Consider the following 18,262-nt stretch of genomic DNA (forward strand, 5'->3'; position numbering starts at 1 on the left):
GTCACGCCAACCTAGGTCTCGTAGTATGAGAGACCCTGCTGCGGCTCCAGCCGGGACACGGACGCTTACCTGCGGAGGCTGAGTGAACCCCTCGGGCGAGCGACTGAGATGGGAAACGTGTCTGGATTGGAACCCTTCGCGGTGCTGCTGGCGTTCACAATAATTGCGAAAAGGTCACGGAGGCAATAGCCCTCAAGGTTTCTGTGATGAATCTGTGAAACAAAAAACCGCGTCATTCCGCGGAAGTAGGGTCACAAATCAGCATCGTCAAACCTTCAAGTAGGTTGAAGGTTAAGCTCTGCACAACTTTGTCACAGAGTCTCAGCGTGGAGTGTCACCTATATATTGCACAGCAGATCTGATACAGACCCATGTGCCCCGCTGCGGGACATTACAGCACGGGACCGAACTCAGCGCGGTTCTGGATGCGCTGGTCCTCCCCTTCAGGCACCACCATCAGGGGACCTTCGGCGTGCTGGAGCACTCCCTGGGAGGTAGAGCCCAGCAGCATTCCGGCGAATCCGCCGCGTCCGCGGGTGCCCAGCACCGTCAGCTGGGCGTGACGGGTCTCTGCAACCAGCACATCGACTGCGGTGCCGTCGATGACCTCAACATCGATCTCAAGCTCCGGGTAGTGGCTGTTGATCCAGAGCCGGCCGGCATTGAGCTTCTCCTGCAGTTCAGCCAGTGCGTCGGAGTCTTCAATGTGGGTGGGGATCCACACCAGGGTGGAGCCCAAGGGAGGCAGAGCACAGACCAGTCTGAGTGTGGTGCCGCGCTCGGCAGCCTCCTGGGCTGCGGTCAGGGCGGCCACCCTGCCGTAGTCGGAGCCGTCCACTCCGGCCACCACAGGGCGCTTGTCCCGAGTCCGGATGGGATGGGCTCCCTCTTCGATGAGCGAGGCCGGGGCCGGTGCACCCGGCTCATCGGCGGCGGAGACGATCGGGATGGCCCCGGTAGCGGTGGTCACAGCGTTCTCCTGCTTGGATGAGAACTTCAGCGGCACCAAAACCGTGGGGCATTTGGCATGTGCAGGCAGTGCGGAGGAGACCGATCCGAGCAGCCGTCCGAAGAACCCTCCCCTGCCGCGGGAGCCCACCACCAGCACTGCAGCGGACTCAGAGTATTCCAGCAGCACCGCAGCGGGATCCCCGGATTCGATGCGGTAGTCCACCTCGCCGGGATAGTCGCGCAGGAACTGCTTGGCTTCTTCCAGCACTTTCTCCGCGCCAGCACGCAAGGAGGAGTCATCCATCATGGCGTAGCCGCCGTCCATGGAGGAGGCGGCGAAGGCTGGGATCGAATAAGCCGTCACCACGGTCAGCGGCAGCTCGCGGCGGTGGGCCTCGGCGGCTGCCCAGTGGGCTGCCCGCAGGGACTGTTCTGAGCCGTCCACGCCAACGACGACGCCGGGGTTCTCGGGGATCATGGCGGACCTCCTGGGATGTGGTTTCCCGACATCCTACAGTGCTGGTCCCACCCACGGGGAGACCCCGCTCGGCTCTCGGCCGGCTGCAGCGGCGCCGGCCTTCGCACCTAAAGGTCCGTTCAGAACTCGCCGGTGTTACGCAGACAGGTGCTGGACGAGTCGAGCCGGGTATGCTCGGGGAACAGCGCGGAGACGCACCGGTGCGCAAAGACCCATGTCCGGCGGGGTCATGATGTGCTGGAGGCAGTGTCAAAATCCTCGGGAACCCACTGCAGGCTGATGCTCATGCCCACAGATTAGGAGCTCCGGACCAACCCGTGACCACCTGGAGACCGAATGTCCACCCGACGACTCTGCGTGAATACTGCGTAAATTGTCAGGCAGAGAACTCCCCGGGCAGCGCCAGATTCTCAGAGGACGACGACACCCGCTCAGCTGCGCGGAGGGCCTTGGCCTCTTTCCGGCTTGCCTTGGAGGCTGTTCGGAGTTCTTTCTTCTTCACCCGGCGCTCTTTACGGTCAGCCCGCAGCTTCTCGCGCTCCAGGCCCCGCTTGAAGTCCTCCACCAGAGCTGCCGGGGTCTGCTCTGGCAGCTCCCCGAAGATGCTGTGCGCAGTGGAGGTGATGTGGTGTGCCAGCACCCGGTTGCCCACTCCCCCGATGATCGCCCCGATGCCGTAGGGCACGGCACGGGCGAACATGGAGGTCCCCTGCCGGATGAAGAACCGGCGCACAAACTGCTTCTTCAGCTGATTGGTGATCAGGTTGGCCATAGTGGAGGATCCGGCGGAGCTGGCTGCCAAGGAGCTCATCGGCACGATGGAGCCGATCGGTCCTGCGCCACGACCCTCGGCCTGGGCAGAGAGTTCGCCGAGCAGCCGGCGCCCCTCCTCACCGAGCATGATCCCCATCACCAGCAGTTTGGCACGCTGGGGATCTTCGGTGCTGATCCCGGAGAGTTCGGCCATCGACTGGGCGTAGAGGGCGCAGAGCTCCAGGAAGCTTCCGGTGGCCAGCACTGAGAGTCCCATGGAGGTGACCGTTCCCACACCGGGCACCGCTGAGGTGGCTCCGATCAGCACACCGCCGCCGGTCATGGAGCGTTTGAACTCTTTGTCCAGCTGCATGGCCAGCTGCCGGTTGCTGAGGGTGGGGTGCGCTTTGCGCAGCCGGCGCAGGTTGGCCAACACGATCGGCCGCTGCACGGTGACGGCCCGGGTCAGCCAGGTCTCCGCACCCGGGGTCAGCGAGCCGTCCTGGTTGAACGCCTGCCGGGAGACCAGAGAGATCGATTTGGCGGCCACAAAGCCAGTAGCAGCACTGCGGAAGAGCGGCTTGGAGGCTTTCTTGGCCGCTTGCTTCTCCTGTTTCCGGCGCAGCCGCTGCTCATGTCGGGGGATCTCCGGCACCGGTGCCTGGCGGCTGCCGGAGGAAAGCACAAGATTCGCTGAAGCCATATCCTTCAGTCTAGAGTCTCAGCTGCCTGCAGTCAGATCGACCCAGACCAGGCGGTCCTCCAGGGCATAGCTGCTCTCCGGGTTCACCACCTGGTAGCCGATCTCACCCTCCCCGGGCCAGAAGACTCCGGAGTCACTGACCGGAAGGGTGGTGGAGGGCAGTACATATGAGGTCCGGAGATCCCGATCACCGGGCACATGCCGGGTGGCCAGCGGATCAGTGTGCCACTCCGAGCCCGGGCGGTCAGAGAGCGGGCGCTGTGTCACGGCCTCCGGCTGGGTGTCCTGAAGCACCGGGGAGTCCAGCAGCACATCGAGATTCTCCGGCCCGGTCTTTGCTGCTGGAAGACCGGCCACCACATAGTGTGCGGCGGGGTTTCCAGGAGCAGGCTCGCCCTTGTCGTCGTAGAGGTACCAGGCCTGACCGGTCACGTAGTCAGCGATCACCTGGCGCAGGTCATCCCCCCTGGCGATATCTGCTTCCTCACTGGGTGTCGCCAAGGCGGTGGTCACCAGATTGATCGTGTGGCCGTCCACCTCCACCGGAATGTCCCACAGGCTGGTCTCGCTGAGTCGGAGCACTGAGGCCGCAAGGTCGGAGTGGCTGGTCTCCGGCAGCTCGGCCTGGGGCAGATCGTCCCAGAGGAACTGCTGGAAGGTGCGGACCTCATCCTCAGCGATCGGATGCTTGGAGAAGATCACGGTGCCGTACTGGCCGGGGTACTCCCCATAGCCCACGGCATCACCGGGACCGCCGATACTGCCGTCGCCGTCGAGGTCAACACCGGACTCTCGGCCGGAGTTGGTGGGAGCGGTGAAGATATAGGGGTAGTCCAGGCCGGCCGCCCCGTACTGACCTGAGGCCAGGTACCCGTTGAGCTGCTCGGCGATCTGCTGATCCTCGTCATAGCTGACGCCTGTGAGAATGAGCACATCCGGCGCGTTGAGCTGCGCGGTCTGTGCCACAGCCCGGGCCTGGGTGTGATTGCCGGTGGCCAGACTGTTCACCAGGGACTCCACCGGGGCCTCCGCACTGGGGTCTGCGGTGATATCAGCATGGAGTGTGGCGATGCGCAGATCACCCTGGTCTTTGTGCACTGTGGAGGTGGCGGCGTCGTCATTTCCGTTGGCCTCTGGACTGGGCTGGCCCGGCGCTGGGTAGAGGGCAGCGGGGGTCGCACCGGCGACCCCGTCAGCTGCGGTACCGGACTGCGCGGCAGGAACGGCAGCGAGGGAAAGGCATGAAGCCGTCAGCACTGCAGCAGCTGGCCGCAGCACATCCCTCTTCCTCATTCGGCGCGCAGGCATCTCAGAGCCTGTGGGCATGCCTTCAACGGTAACCGCTCCAAGCCGATGAGCCAAGCCACCGGTGGTTCTCAATGAAACAGTTATCAAGGTGTAACTGTCCTGTCATGTATAGAGTGGCACGGTAAAGAGATACACAACTCGCATTTGAGGAGGATCTTCATGGCTTCGCAGCCAGAAGTAGAAAAGCTGCGCGACTGGTCCATATCGGACGTGGTGCGCGGGCTGAACCTGTGGGTTTTCATACCCTCAGTCGTTATTATCCTGGTCGCCCTAGGCTTCGCCACCTGGTGGGGCAATGAGTACGGCGCTGATGCTTTCGAGACACTCAACAGCACCATTGTTGAGGGCGTGGGCTGGTGGTATGTGCTGCTGTGCACCGGGTTTGTCGTCTTCGCCCTTTGGGCCGGGCTCTCCAAGGTGGGCAATATCCGCCTGGGCCGCGACGATGAGAAGCCCGAGTTCGCACTGGGCTCCTGGTTCTGCATGCTCTTCGCCGCCGGCATGGGCATCGGACTGGTCTTCTGGGGCGTGGCCGAGCCGCTGTGGCACCTGATCGCTCCCCCGGAACTGACCGGGGACACCGGCGTTGACGCCGAAGGCAACATCATCGCCGCCACCGAGTCCGCCAATGCAGGTTCTGCCATCGGCCAGTCACTGTTCCACTGGGGCCTGCACGCCTGGGCCATCTACGTGGTGATCGGCCTGGGCTTGGCCTTTATGACCTTCCGTCGCGGCCGCCCGCTGGCGATCCGCTGGCTGCTGGAGCCGATCTTCGGCCGCAAGCTCATCGAGTCCTGGGTGGGTCACATCATCGACGTCGTCGCGATCGTGGGCACCGTCTTCGGCGTGGTGACCTCCCTGGGCATCGGCACCCAGCAGATCGCAGCCGGCATGGGCTTCATGGGCTGGGTGGAGGATCCCAGCTCCGAGCCGCTGCTCACCGTCCTGGTGATCGTCATTATGGCCATCGCCACCTTCTCCGTCATCAGTGGTGTGCACAAGGGTCTGAAGTGGCTGTCGAACTTCAACCTGATCGCTGCGGCTGTGCTGGCCCTGTTCGTGCTGCTCGCAGGTCCCACTCTGTTCCTGCTGCAGTCACTGATCTCCAACACCGGTGAGTACGCGCTGGCCTTCCCGCAGCTGATGTTCGAGACCAATGCCGACTACGCCGGCGGCGACGGCGGCCTGCTGGGTGGCAGCTGGTCCGCTGACTGGACCATCTACTACTGGGGCTGGTGGATGAGCTGGGCGCCCTTCGTGGGCATGTTCATCGCCCGTATTTCCCGCGGCCGCACTATCCGTGAGTTCGTGCTCGGTGTGCTGCTGGCTCCCACCGCTGTGGGCATCATCTGGTTCTCCATCTTCGGCTCCTCCGGCATCTACTACCAGCTGACCGAGGGCACCATGCTGGTGGACGACGGTGAAGGCGGAGAGACCGTAGGCACCGAGGACTCGCTGTTCCAGCTGCTGGACAACCTGCCGCTGGCCTCAATCACCGCCGTGCTCGCCATCATTGTGATCACCATCTTCTTCATCACCTCCGGCGACTCCGGGTCCCTGGTCACCGATGTGCTGGCCTACGGCGGCCGCACCGAGACCCCCAGGATGACTCGGGTGTTCTGGACCGCGCTGATCGCCCTGGCCGCTATTGTGCTGCTGGCCGCCGGCGATGATCCAGACTCCTCGCTGCGTGTGCTGCAGGTGGCCGCGATCGCCTCGGCCGCGCCGTTCTCGATTGTGATGGCCTTGGCGGTGATCGCCCAGGTGCGCCTCTACCTCTATGAGGGACGCACCGCACCGCGCTACGTGCGGGTCCGCCGCCACGCCACTAAGGCTGCCGTGGTGGAGACCGCGCGTCAGCAGACCGGCACTGAGGAGGGCCCGGCCGTGCAGCGGACGGTCCTGGAGATCCTCAACGAGCAGACCAAGACGCTGCGGGCCATGTTCGGCGGCACCTCGGCCACCCTGGCCGGTCTGCCTGCCTCTGCTGGCTCCGGGGCCGCTGAGTCCCAGGGCACAGCCAATGATGATCTGGTGGTTGCCATCCAGGACGTCCCGCCCTCGGCCACCAACGTCAACCCGACCACTGGTGTGCTCGGCTGGGATCAGTCCTACGCGTACCGTGACCCGATCCGCGCCGACGAGGTCTTCGCCACCCCTGAATACTCCGAGTCGTACACCGGCTGGGAGCAGGAGGCCGAGGAGTACTTCGACGAAACCGTGGCCACCGGCACCATCCCTGTGGTGGACCCGGACGAGTGATTGAGCCGAGTGAAGGCCCGCGTTCACGCGGGATCTTCCGAGGCGAGTGAAACTCGTGAGCGAGGCGAAAGGCAACGACGACGCCAAGTAGTCTTCACTGCCTCTGGGCACCAGAAGAACCCCGGCTGGAATGATCAGCCGGGGTTCTTCTCTGCTCTGGGCGCTCAGCCCTGATGCCATTTCACCCCGGAGCAACTACACCGGGTTTTCACAAGAACACCGGGTTATAAGGTGGTGTATCCAAGAAAACCCGGTGTATCTGCGTACTGGGTGGCTGCTCCTAGTAAGCGCGGCCGCTCAATTAGGCCGGGTTGAAGGTGGCGGGGTCCATGCCGGTGCGCTCGTTGCGGTCCAGGGCGTCGATGGCCTCCAGCTGGGCCTCAGTAAGCTCGAAGCCGAAGACCTCAAAGTTCTGCTCGATCCGGGCCGGGGTCACCGACTTGGGGAACAGGATGCGTCCGCGCTGCAAGTGCCAACGGATGATCACCTGAGCTACGGTGACCCCGTGGGCCTCGGCGGCCTCGACGATCGGCGCATCCTCGAACACTGCCCCCTGAGCCAGCGGACTCCAGGCCTGGGTGGCAATGCCGTACGTGGCGTTGGAAGCTTGGATGTCCCGCTGCTGCAGGGCCGGGTGGATCTCCACCTGGTTGACCGCAGGGGTCACCGAGCCCATCTCGGCCACACGGTCCAGGTGCTCAGGCAGGAAGTTGGAGACGCCGATGGAGCGGGTCTTGCCCTCAGCCTGCAGCTGCTCCAGGGCGGCCCATGCGTCCAGGTACTTCTCGTCAGCCGGGGCCGGCCAGTGGATGAGGTAGAGATCCACCGCCTCCAGACCCAGCTTGGCCAGTGAGGTCTCCAGTGCCTGTTTCGTGGCGCCCTTCTTGAAGTCTGAGACCCAGAGCTTGGTGGTCACGTAGAGCTCGTCGCGGGGGATGCCGGACTTGGCGATGGCCGCACCCACACCTTCTTCATTGCGGTAGACCGCGGCGGTGTCGATATGCCGGTAGCCGGTCTGCAGGGCCTTGGTGACCACCTCCTCGGCCTGCTCAGCAGGCACCTGCCAGACGCCGAATCCCAGCTGCGGGATAGTGGTGCCGTCATTCAGCTCAATGGTGGGTACTGCAGTCATCGGTGATGTCCTTCCGGGGTCGGTACTGTCCACTGGTGCTGAACCTTCTCTGCCGGAAGTTCATTCCGCCCTATACGCCCAGGCGGCGGCGCAGCTCCTTGGCGTGGCGGCGGGAGACCTCCACTCGCGAGCGCTGCCGGTCATTCATCACCAGCGCTAAGTGGCCGCGGAAGTCGGGCACCAGCTCTCGCACATAGCGCAAGTTCACCAGGTAAGAGCGGTGCACCCGGCAGAAGTGTCCGTGCAGTCGACGCTCCAGCTCGTTGAGCGAGAAGCTGACCAGCACTTTGTCATCGGCCAGCTTCAGCGAAGAGTACCCTCGGGCCGCGGCCGCGTAGACAATGGCATCGCCTTCGATGAGCACGGTGCGGCCGTCACGCTGCACCGGTATCCGCACCAGGCGGTCGCGCTGGTCAGGTGAGTTTCTGCTGGCGGCCGGGGAGGCGGCGGCGTCCCTACTGTTCTCCTGGGGTGCGGCCCCGGCCAGTGCCCGTTCCACAGCCCGGGCCAGCCGCTCGGCGTCGAAGGGTTTGACCAGATAGTCGGCGGCAGCTAAGTCAAAGGCCTCCACAGCGTGATCCGGGTAAGCAGTGGTGAAGATGACTTTGGGCTGCCGGGGCAGCTCGCGCAGCTGCTCGGCCACCTGCAGGCCGGTGAGCCCGGGCATCCGGATGTCCAGGAACACCAGGTCGTAATCCAATGAGTGCAGCAGCACCAGAGCCTCTTCGCCGTTGGTGGCCTCACCCACCACCTGGACCTTCGTGGCTGGGGCGGCCTCCTCCAGCAGATAGCGAAGCTCCTCCCGGGCAGGAGCTTCATCATCAACGATCAGGGCGCGAGGCGACACAGCTCACAGTATATTCCCGGTATCAGAACCCTGCTCTCGCGAGACGCTGTCGCTTGGTGTGTTGAAATCCCGGGAAAGAGCTTCGAACCTCATCTATTCAGCGGATTTCAGCACACCGTGTGAGAAGAAGCTCAAGCGAGGGCGGGCCATCTCAACGCAGCGGGATTTTCAGTTCCACTACGGTGCCGCCGGACTTCGGGGTGGCGATCGAGAGGTCGTAGCGGTCGCCGAAGAGCTGGTCGAGCCGCTCGGAGATGTTCTTCAGCCCTACTCCGGCATGCCCACCAGCGCCGTCCGGCCCGGTCAGCACAGCATCGGTGGAGTCCCCGACGACGCCGCCCCCCTCGGTCAGTGCGGTCAGCACCTCGGGGTCCATACCCACCCCGTCATCGGAGACCCGGATGCTGGTGGTGCGGGTCAACGGATCCACACGGGCACGCAGCCGCACAGTGCCGCCCTCCTTCTTGGGAGCGATGCCGTGCTTGACCGCGTTCTCCACCAGGGGCTGGATGGTCAGCACCGGCACCCGGGAGGTCAGGGCCTGCGGGTCGATGTCGTAGCGGACCTGAAGCCGGGAGCCGAACCGGGCCTGCTCCAAGGAGAGATAGGTCCGCACAAAGAAGTACTCCTGGGCGAACTCGGCAAAATGCCCTTCCTGGCGGACCGCGTAGCGGAAGAACTCGGAGAGCCGCAGCAGCAGCTCCCGGGCCTCCTCGGGACGGGTACGGGCCTTGGAGGCAATGGTGTTGAGAATGTTGAACAGGAAGTGCGGATTGATCTGGGCACGCAGCGCGTCCAGCCGGGCGCTGGCGGCCAGCTGCTTCTCCCGGTCCAGCTCAGCCAGCTCCAGGTGCAGGCTGAGCATATTTGCCATATCCTCCACCAGCTGCTTGGGCGGAATCTGCGTAGTCGCCTGGTAGACGCCCAGGGTGCCCACTACGCGCTGACCGATCCGCAGCGGGGCGATCACCGCGGAGATCACCTCACAGTCCGGTTCGCGGCAGCCCACCGAGGCCTTGTCCCGGACCACCACAGTCTTGCCCCTGCGGACTGCGCGCGGGGCGGCGGAGGTCTGCATGGCTCCGCCGGGCAGATGATGGTTCTCGCCGGGCCCGATATAGGCCAGGATGTCCTCGGTGTCGGTGATGGACACCGCATCCCCGGAGAGCATGGGCCGCAGCAGCTCACAGGTGCGCCGGGCGGCGTCCTGAGTCAGCCCGGAGCGCAGCGGGATGGAACGCACTGCCAAATCACGCACACCACGGTCAGGCAGATCGCGGCGGCCGTGCGGATCGGCACCAGCGCTGCCGCGGCGGGGGCTGCGCAGGCTGCGGGAACCCCGGGGCCCGCGCAGCGCCGAAGGGTAACCCAGCACCACAGCAACGGTGAGCACGACGCCGATGCCCACAGTGGGCAGCACCGGCAGGGCTGGTGTGACCAGCACCTGGGTGACGATATAGATCAGAGTCCAGATGCCCAGCACCGCTGCGGCCAGGATGAGGCTACCGCGCACGCCGCTCCTCCTTTCTGCGCCACCGCTCGCGCAGAGTCAGGGCGGCCATCCGTTCAGCGTGCCGGTCGGCGGCGGTACCGTGCATGATCACCCAGTCGGCATCCACCTCTGCCGGGGGCTGTGTACGCAGCGAGACCAGGATGGTCAGTGTGAAGGCCAGCGGGGCGGCCACCAAGGTGGGGGCGGCGAAAAGTTCGCGCAGCGCTCCAGGCTCCATGAAGCTGGCGGTGAGGAACATGCCGATGGCAACGGTCGATCCGCTGGCCAGCCCGGCCAGGGCACCTGCGGCGGTGGTGCGCCGCCACCAGATGGCCAGCACCACCACCGGCGTCAGCGCTGAGCCGGCGATCGCGAACGCCCAGGTGACCATGGTGGCCACCAGGGAAGGCATGGCAGGGGTGAAGGCATCAGGCCGCAGCAGCATGGCCAGTCCGGCAGCGATGCTGGCAGCGATCAGGGTGGAGACCCGGCCTACCCAGACGGCCTGGCGCTGGGTGGCCCTGGGGTTGATATGGCGTTCGTAGACGTCGTGACCCCATGTGGCTGCCGAGGCCAGTAACAGTCCGGCCACAGTGGACATCGCAGCAATCAGGGCAGCCGCTGCGATCAGCCCCAATCCGGCCTCATCCCCGTAGATCCGGCCCAGCACCGGCAGGGCGTGCTCAGGGACCCGCAGCACCCCGTCCACGGTGAGCTCCTCCAACCAGGCGTGCTCGCGGGCTGCGGCCGGGATGATATCCCGGGCCGCAGTGCCCATCATCACCGCCAGTGCATAGAACATGCCGATCAGCAGCAGCACCCAGACAGTGGTGGTGCGGGCGGCCCGGCCGGTGGGGGCGGTGAAGTACCGGTTCATCACATGCGGAAGTCCGGCAGTACCAAGCCCCAGGGTGACCACCAGGGCCACCTGGCCCAGCTGCCCGTAACGAGCTCCGGGCTGGCCGAAGACGGCCTCCTGCCCCGGGCTGATCGCATTCTGTTCCTGGGTCATCTGCCACTGGCCCTCGACGAACTCAGGATTGGCCAGGGGTTCTTGACTCAGGCTCTCCACTGCCTCCCCGTAGCGGAAGCCGTCGGCGCTGACAGTGACCGCCAGCCAGACCAGGGCGGCAAAGAGCAGCAGGAATTGCACCGCCTGGTTCCAAGTGGTCCCCCGCATCCCCCCGGAGGCGACTACCACGGCGATCACCGCAGTGGAGAGCAGCACCCCGGTGGAATAGGGACTGAGCCCGAACAGCCCGTGACCGACCAGCAGCTCCCAGGTGATGCCTCCGCCCACCGACTGGGGGATGAGGTAGCAGAGGATCACAAGCTGCACCACGCCCACCGAGTGCAGGCGCACCGCATCGGATCGCAGCCGCCGGCCCAGGAAGTCGGCCAGCGAGAATTCCCCGTAGCGGCGCAGTGGAGCGGCCACCAGCAGCAGCACCGGCACGAACCCGGCGGCGAAGCCCACCGCATACCAGGCGCCGTCGATCCCAGAGACGTAGACTGCCGCAGCCACCCCCAGGAACGACGCCGCGGAGAGGTAGTCTCCGCAGATCGCCCAGGAGTTGGTGACCACCCCCACCCGCTGCCCGGCCAGGTAGAAGTCCACGGTGGAGGAGTGCCGGGGTCGGGTGATCACACTGACACCGAGCACGATCACCAGCACGGCGATCAGGGTGATGATGGCGGTGGTGGTCATCGGGTGGCGCCAGTGCTGGTCCCGGCGGCGGGGGAACCCCGCTCGCCTCTCGGTCGGGTACCGCGGCCCCGACCTTCGGGCCTAAAGTCGCTGGTCCCGGCGGCGGGGGAACCCCGCTCGCCTCTCGGTCGGGTACCGCGGCCCCGACCTTCGGGCCTAAAGTCTTCATCGGACTGACTGCCGAGCATGCGCTGCTCCACGCTGGAGCTCAGAGTAGCTGCGGCAATGCCGATGCCGGCGAAGACCACGTAGAGGCCCACTGCCACGGTGAGGAACCCGGGGCTCAGACTGCCGATCAGGCGGGAGTCCAACCACCAGTCCAGGGTCAGTGTCAGTACCGGGAAGGCAGCTACCACCACCAGGAACACGATGAAGTAGGTGACTGCTATCCGGCGCAGGGTGCGGAAGGCGGCGTCGACCTCGGCGGGGGTATCGCGGGTCTCGCCGTCATACTGCGAGGCAGGGCCTGTCAGATCACCGGGGCTCACATCTCTAGGCTACGTCGCTACGGCGCGGGCCAGCCGCGGTACATGGTCCAGGCGGCCCGCAGCAGGATCACCGCACCGCCGGCGGCCAGCACCAGCCCCATCCCGGGCAGGAAGGACCCCCACTGGGTGTCCATATTGGCCACCAGCAGATTGTAGCTCTGCAGCAGGCAGATCCCGGCCACCAGTGCGCCGGGGATCCCGGCATGGGCGATGGCCAGCCGCCGCCTGGGCACAAAGGCCCCGGCGAAGGCCAGGCAGCCCACGGAGAGGGTCAGCACCCCGGGCCCGTCGGTGCCGCGCAGCACAAAGGACTCACCGATCAGCTCCTGGGTGAGCGTCACGTAGATCCAGGGCAGAAACGCGGAGATGATCATGGCCATGCCGCCGATCATCATTGGCCAGCTGCCCAGGTGGAAGATCCCCCAGCCGTGCTTGCGTCCTTCCCGGAACCGGGTGAAGACCCCGGCAAGGCCCTTCTGCTCCGCGTGCTTCTGCTGCGGTGCGGATGCGGTGGTGGTACTCATGACCCAGATTCTACGGTGAGGAGCGTCACAGAATCTAGATGAGCGGGCGCCTTGGTGCTCAACGGCGGGTAACAGCATCACCAGCGGTCAGAATCAGCCAATGTGCGGCAGATCACACGTATTCGACCGCTCGCGGCGCCAGGTTGACCGCTCGCCAACCCAGATGCACCTTCTGCCCAGAAGAGCTTGTGAGGGCTGTCACATCGCGATTGTCTTATCCCAGGCATCTGTGCATCCGCGCGCAGATGCGAGATCGCCCTAAGTAGATTTAAGAGCAAAGGAGTCACACATGTCCGATGTGACACACGAGAGCTCTTCCGGCGCGGCACCGCCAGAGGACAACGGCTGGCGCCAGCGCTACTGGAAGAAGAACGTCCGGCTGATGGTGGTGCTGCTGGCCATCTGGTTCACCGTCTCGTTCGGGTTCGGAATCATTCTCATTGAGCCGCTGAACAATATCGAAGTCCTCGGGTTCCCACTGGGCCTGTGGTTCGCCCAGCAGGGCTCCATCTATACCTTCGTGGTGCTGATCCTGGTCTACGCGCTGTGGATGGACCGGATCGATAAGGAGTTCGGGGTAGCTGAGCCTAAGGAAGGTGCTCAGTGATGTTTGGACTGGAACCGATGCAGTTCTGGACTTTCCTGTTCTTGCTGCTGAGCTTCGGGCTCTACATCTACATTGCCTGGCGCTCCCGGGTGAAGGAGACCAAGGAGTTCTACGTCGCCTCCCGGGGCGTGCCCACCATCGCCAATGGTGCCGCCGTGGCGGCCGACTGGATGTCGGCGGCCAGTTTCATCGGCATGGCCGGCATGATCGCCTTCTTGGGCTCCGACGGCTCGGTCTACCTGATGGGCTGGACCGGCGGCTATGTGCTGCTGGCTCTGCTGCTGGCGCCCTATTTGCGCAAATGGGGCAAGTTCACCGTGCCCGAGTTCGTGGGCGACCGGTACTCCGACACTGTGCGCGTGGTGGCCGCGATCTGCGCGATCGTCATCTCCTTCACCTATGTGGTGGGCCAGATGACTGGCGGCGGCGTGGTCTTCGCCCGGTTCCTGGGGCTGGAGGCGCACTGGGCTGTGGTGGTTGCTGCAGTGGTGATCTTCTTCTACGCGGTGCTCGGCGGCATGAAGGGCATCACCTACACCCAGGTGGCCCAGTATTTTGTGCTGATCATCGCCTACCTGATCCCGGCAGTGGCCGTCTCTCAGCAGATCGGCGGCTTCCCGATTCCGCAGGTCACCTACGGCACCATCCTGGCTGAGCTGGACGCACTGCGCACCGAGTTCGGCCTGGACCGGTTCACCGAGGCCTTCACCGGCCGCGACGGCGGCCAGCTGGACGTGTTCCTGGTGACCATGTCGCTGATGATCGGTACTGCCGGCCTGCCGCATGTGATCATCCGGTTCTACACCACCAAGACGGTGCGCGGGGCGCGGTTCTCCGCCTTCTGGGCCCTGTTCTTCATCTCGCTGCTGTACCTGACCGCACCGGCGGTGGGCGCGTTCACCAACCTGAACCTGCTACAAGGTGCCCGGGAGGCCACTGCCGACAGCCTGCCGGCCTGGATCGAACCCTGGGAAACGGCGGGCTATGTGGAGCTGAATACGGATAGCGGTGCCATTGAGTCCGTCTCCAATGCGGCGGCCTCAGGCGCTGACCTGATCGTTTCCAACGACATCATGGTGCTGGCCTCCCCGGAGATCGGCGGTCTGCCGGCCCCGATCATCGGCCTGATGGCTGCCGGCGGTATGGCTGCGGCTCTGTCCACTGCTGCGGGACTCCTGCTGGTAATCTCCTCCTCGGCCAGCCACGATATCTACTACCGGATGATCTCCAAGGAGAAGGCTTCCGAGAAGCAGCAGATGCTGGTGGGCCGCCTGGCGATGTCCGGTGCGGTGCTCGTGGCGATCATCGCTGGCCTGAATCCGCCGGCCTTCGTGGCTCAGGTGGTGGCCTTCGCCTTCGGACTGGCGGCCTCCACCTTCTTCCCGATCCTCATCCTGGGCATCTTCTGGAAGAAGGCCAACGCCAAGGGTGCGGCCGCAGGAATGCTCACCGGTCTGATCTTCAGCGCCAGCTACATGATCTACACGCTGCCGCTGTTCGGCCTTGAGGCCAATGATCACATCTGGGGCATCTCACCGGAGGGCATCGGAACGATCGGCGCGGCGCTGAACTTCATCGTCACCATCACGGTGTCCAACCTGACCAAGCCGCCCAGCGAGGAGGTCCAGGAGATGGTGGAGTCCATCCGCTACCCGGCCAAACAGCAGTTGGAGGCTGCCGGCAAGCTGTAGCCTCTCTCTCCAGTCAGATCACGACGACGCCCTCGGTACCCGCCGGGGGCGTCGTCGTGTGCCTAGCTCTGCTGCGTTGAGCTGTTGGCTCTGGCGCGGGATTCGCCCTTTCCTCATAATTCGGCCGGCGCAGTGCGCCGCGCTCGAATTCGTCAGGGCGAAAGCCCCCTCTTGCGCCAGCAGCTCATTCACGTGGGTGTAGCCTTGAGAAGTGCATCTGACGGATCAGCGAAAATCTTCTCTGACCTGGCTCATCGCCAGCGTGCCAGTGATCATGCTGGCGATGTTCGTGGTCCCCTACACGCTGCTGCGTGAGGTGGACGCCTGGTACGGCAGCGCCTTGTTCTGGACGGTGATGACCGTGGCGGTCATCGCAGTCAACGTGATGGTCTCCGCCGGCTGGGACGATGAGTACGAGACCCAGCCTGAGCGAGGTCAGCTCTGATGGACTCCACCTGGGTCTGGATCGGCATCGGCCTGTACTTCCTAGTCGCCACCTCGGCGGCCCTGCTCTCCCGCTCCGGGACGGCCGAGGATATGACCGACTACTTCCTGGGCGGCCGGCGGATGGGCGGGTTCCTCTCTGCGATGAGCTACTCGGCCACCACCTACTCAGCGTTCATGATGATCGGCCTGGCCGGACTGACCTATGCCGGGGGCGTCGGAGCACTGGGCTTTGAGCTGCTCTACCTGTGCGGAGTCACCCTGGTGCTGATCTTCGGGCCCCGGTTCTGGCGGGTCGGGCGGCGCTTCGGGTATGTGACTCCCTCGGAGATGATCGGGCACCGCTATGTCAGCCGAGCCTCCGGCGCGGTGGCGGCGATCGCCAGCTTTGTGTTCCTGCTCCCCTATGCGGCCGTCCAGCTGGCCGGGGCCGGCTACCTGGTCTCCGGGATGACCAACGGGGCCATCAGCTTCACCACCGGCACTGCGGTGGTGTGCTTCGCAGCCATCGTCTTCGCCATGGTCGCCGGGCTGCGCTCAGTGGTCTGGACCGATGCCCTCCAATCAGTGATCATGGTGCTCTCAGCCACCCTGGTGGTGGTCATCGTCATCCACCAGCTCGGTGGACTGGGCGGGTTCTTCGACGCCTTGGAGGACCAGCCGGGCGCACTGTCTGTGCCGGGCGAAGGCTACTTCACGCTCTCCACCTTCATCGCGCTCTCCCTACCCTGGATCTTCTTCTCCATCTCCAATCCTCAGGTCTCCCAGCGGCTGTTCACCCCAGGTTCGCTGAAGGATATGCGCCGGATGCTCATCGGGTTCCTGGTCTTCGGGTTCATCTATACCTTGGTCTCGGTGTTCTGGGGCTTTGCGGCACGGATCCACTTCCCTGACCTTGAAGCCGCAGACAGCGCCACACCGACTCTACTGGGCTCGGGGCTGGTACCCGCCCCGCTGGCGATCATCGTGATGATCGGCATTCTGGCCGCTTGTGTCTCCACCATCGACTCGATCATGCTGACCCTGTCCTCAATGATCACCCGGGATGTGGTCAGTGCCCGCCGCGGACTCAGTGAACGGATCCAGCTGGCGGCCGGCAAGGCGGTGATCCCAGTGGTGGCCGGGCTGGCCTATGGGTTCGCTCAGCTGCAGCTTGACCTGATCGCGGTGCTTTCGGTCTCCGCCTCTGCGGGCCTGCTGGTGATGGTCCCGCCGATCATCGGTGCCTTCTTCTGGAAGCGCGGCACCTCCGCTGGTGTGATCAGCTCGGTAGTGCTGGCCGGTTCGCTGGTGCTGGGCCTGGAGTACACCGGGACCGCACTGCTGGGCCAGGGTTCCGGGGTCTGGGGTCTGCTGCTGGCCGTTGTGCTGTTCGTGGGCGTCAGTCTGCTTACCCCCGCACCCCGGGAGCGAGCTGTCGAGTTCATCGAAGCCTCCCGGTCACCACGACACCGGATTGGGCCAAGCACAGAGCCGAGCACGCTCGGAGTCGGCCGAGGCGATTGAGCAGCGTGAGCGAAGCGAGGTCGCCGCAGCACTAAGTTCAGCAATGCCCGCCTTCCTGCTTCCGCTTAGTCCTGGCAGTAAATCAGCTGTGTCAGCGGCCGGGACCCGTGTAGCTTCTCAGCCCAGGAGTCTGATCGTTACCAGCGGTGGTGGACCTGGGGCTTGACTGTGGTTTCGTAAAGGCTCGCCACCGCATCCAGGAAGTCCTGCGGCAGCGGCGGAATCTCACCGGCGGCGGCATTGCTTCGGGCCTGTTCGGCGTTTCGCGCCCCAGGGATCACTGTGCTGACCTCGGGCTGTTGGGCCGTCCAGGCCAGGGCTGCTGCGGCGGGCTCCAAGTCTGCCTCTCGGGCTAGCCGGGAGAACTCCGCGGCGGCGGCCACCCCGGCGTTGAAGTCCACTCCGGCGAACGTCTCACCGACGTCGAATGCTTCCCCGTGACGGTTGAAGCTGCGGTGGTCATCGGCGGCGAACACGGTGTCCGCCGTGTAACGTCCGGAGAGCAGTCCTGAGGCCAGCGGAACCCGGGCGATGATCCCCACGCCGGCCTGTGCGGCGGCGGGCAGCACCTCATCCAGGGGCTTCTGGCGGAAGGCGTTGAGGATGATCTGCACAGTGGCCACATGCTCTCTGGCGATCGCGGTCAGTGCCTGGTCACAGGTCTCCACGCTGACGCCGTAGGCAGCGACTGCGCCCTCCTCCACCAGCGCATCAAGGCCGTCATAGACCTGGTCGGCTTCCAGCACCGGGGTCTCTGGGCAGTGCAGCTGGACCAGATCCAAAGTGTCCACGCCCAGGTTCTGCCGCGATCGGTCCGTCCAGGCCCGGAAGTGCTCTGCGGTGGCGTACTGAAGTGACGGCGTCGTCGCCCGTCTGATCATCTTGGTGGCGACTGTGCCGTGCCAACCGGGATTCTGTGCGCGCCAGCGTCCGATGAGCAGTTCGCTGCGCCCATCGCCGTAGACATCAGCGGTGTCGAAGAACGTCACCCCGGACTCCGCTGCGGCATCGAGCACGGCGAAGGCGTCCTGCTCGGAGACAGGCCCCCAGTCTCCGCCGATCTGCCAGGTGCCCAATCCGATGACTGAGACGTCCCGGCCGGTGCGGCCCAGTGTGCGGTGATTCATAGCGGCTCCTTCTGCAGTTGATGTTTCTCCTGCCCTCAGTCTGCCGCACGAGGCCGAGTGTCCCGCATCCGCCTCTGTTGTGCTGAGACCGGAGAGCGCATTGGCCAAGAAGTCTTCCTCCGCCTTATTGCCAGGGAGGCTGAGCGCGCGTCGGTATGCCTCGGCTGCTCCGTGCTGATCGCCGAGCTCTTCTAAGGTGACGGCTCTGGCGGTGTGGAAGGAGCGGAGCCGGGAGAGCACC

At 64.9% G+C, this 18,262-nt stretch carries 15 protein-coding genes; 5 read left to right on the forward strand and 10 right to left on the reverse strand.

What is annotated here, in order from left to right:
* Positions 1 to 391 precede the first annotated feature (391 nt).
* The 3 genes from F0311_RS06140 to F0311_RS06150 form a co-directional block, all read right to left on the reverse strand.
* A complete protein-coding gene (locus tag F0311_RS06140) occupies positions 392 to 1,429 on the reverse strand; it encodes a universal stress protein (RefSeq protein WP_150461047.1) in 1,038 nt (345 codons plus the stop codon).
* A 376-nt stretch (positions 1,430 to 1,805) separates the two neighbouring features.
* Positions 1,806 to 2,885: a hypothetical protein gene (locus F0311_RS06145; protein WP_150461048.1), complete on the reverse strand. Its 1,080-nt coding sequence runs from the start codon at positions 2,883 to 2,885 to the stop codon at positions 1,806 to 1,808.
* A gap of 18 nt (positions 2,886 to 2,903) precedes the next feature.
* On the reverse strand, positions 2,904 to 4,211 hold the full coding sequence (locus tag F0311_RS06150; protein ID WP_150461049.1) for an endonuclease/exonuclease/phosphatase family protein: 1,308 nt from the start codon (positions 4,209 to 4,211) through the stop codon (positions 2,904 to 2,906).
* A gap of 141 nt (positions 4,212 to 4,352) precedes the next feature.
* Between F0311_RS06150 and F0311_RS06155 the strand changes: the two genes are divergently transcribed.
* On the forward strand, positions 4,353 to 6,455 hold the full coding sequence (locus F0311_RS06155; protein WP_150461050.1) for a BCCT family transporter: 2,103 nt from the start codon (positions 4,353 to 4,355) through the stop codon (positions 6,453 to 6,455).
* Positions 6,456 to 6,756: 301 nt separating this feature from the next.
* Here F0311_RS06155 and F0311_RS06160 read toward each other — a convergent pair whose 3' ends face one another.
* From F0311_RS06160 to F0311_RS06185, 6 genes are all read right to left on the reverse strand, one after another.
* A complete protein-coding gene (locus tag F0311_RS06160) occupies positions 6,757 to 7,587 on the reverse strand; it encodes an aldo/keto reductase (protein WP_150461051.1) in 831 nt (276 codons plus the stop codon).
* Positions 7,588 to 7,657: 70 nt separating this feature from the next.
* Positions 7,658 to 8,434 (reverse strand): LytR/AlgR family response regulator transcription factor, encoded by a 777-nt coding sequence (locus F0311_RS06165; RefSeq protein WP_150461052.1) that lies wholly within the window; start codon positions 8,432 to 8,434, stop codon positions 7,658 to 7,660.
* Positions 8,435 to 8,585: 151 nt separating this feature from the next.
* On the reverse strand, positions 8,586 to 9,947 hold the full coding sequence (locus F0311_RS06170) for a histidine kinase (protein WP_150461053.1): 1,362 nt from the start codon (positions 9,945 to 9,947) through the stop codon (positions 8,586 to 8,588).
* Complete coding sequence (locus tag F0311_RS06175; protein ID WP_150461054.1) at positions 9,937 to 11,634, reverse strand: solute symporter family protein; 1,698 nt, start codon at positions 11,632 to 11,634, stop codon at positions 9,937 to 9,939. Before F0311_RS06175 ends, F0311_RS06170 begins: the two co-directional genes overlap by 11 nt.
* Positions 11,631 to 12,122, reverse strand: coding sequence for a DUF485 domain-containing protein (locus F0311_RS17960; RefSeq protein ID WP_191089769.1), 492 nt, complete (start codon positions 12,120 to 12,122; stop codon positions 11,631 to 11,633). The genes F0311_RS06175 and F0311_RS17960 overlap by 4 nt, the downstream gene beginning before the upstream one ends.
* A gap of 17 nt (positions 12,123 to 12,139) precedes the next feature.
* Positions 12,140 to 12,646 (reverse strand): hypothetical protein, encoded by a 507-nt coding sequence (locus tag F0311_RS06185; RefSeq protein ID WP_150461055.1) that lies wholly within the window; start codon positions 12,644 to 12,646, stop codon positions 12,140 to 12,142.
* Positions 12,647 to 12,935: 289 nt separating this feature from the next.
* Here F0311_RS06185 and F0311_RS06190 point away from each other — a divergent pair, with 289 nt between their 5' ends.
* The 4 genes from F0311_RS06190 (at position 12,936) to F0311_RS06205 (ending at position 16,894) form a co-directional block, all read left to right on the forward strand.
* Positions 12,936 to 13,253 (forward strand): DUF4212 domain-containing protein, encoded by a 318-nt coding sequence (locus tag F0311_RS06190; RefSeq protein ID WP_150461056.1) that lies wholly within the window; start codon positions 12,936 to 12,938, stop codon positions 13,251 to 13,253.
* Positions 13,253 to 14,944, forward strand: a complete 1,692-nt coding sequence (locus tag F0311_RS06195) for a sodium:solute symporter family protein (protein ID WP_223881162.1) — start codon at positions 13,253 to 13,255, stop codon at positions 14,942 to 14,944. Before F0311_RS06190 ends, F0311_RS06195 begins: the two co-directional genes overlap by 1 nt.
* Positions 14,945 to 15,155: 211 nt before the next feature.
* Positions 15,156 to 15,389, forward strand: a complete 234-nt coding sequence (locus F0311_RS06200; protein WP_150461057.1) for a hypothetical protein — start codon at positions 15,156 to 15,158, stop codon at positions 15,387 to 15,389.
* Positions 15,389 to 16,894 carry a sodium:solute symporter family protein gene (locus tag F0311_RS06205; protein WP_150461058.1) on the forward strand — a complete coding sequence of 502 codons (1,506 nt, stop codon included), beginning with the start codon at positions 15,389 to 15,391 and terminating at the stop codon, positions 16,892 to 16,894. The genes F0311_RS06200 and F0311_RS06205 overlap by 1 nt, the downstream gene beginning before the upstream one ends.
* 137 nt (positions 16,895 to 17,031) lie before the next feature.
* On the opposite strand, the gene F0311_RS06210 is transcribed toward F0311_RS06205, so the two are convergent.
* A complete protein-coding gene (locus tag F0311_RS06210) occupies positions 17,032 to 18,021 on the reverse strand; it encodes an aldo/keto reductase (protein ID WP_150461207.1) in 990 nt (329 codons plus the stop codon).
* Positions 18,022 to 18,262 lie beyond the last annotated feature (241 nt).

This window comes from Nesterenkonia ebinurensis, from assembly GCF_008711175.1.
Classification (GTDB): Bacteria; Actinomycetota; Actinomycetes; order Actinomycetales; family Micrococcaceae; genus Nesterenkonia; species Nesterenkonia ebinurensis.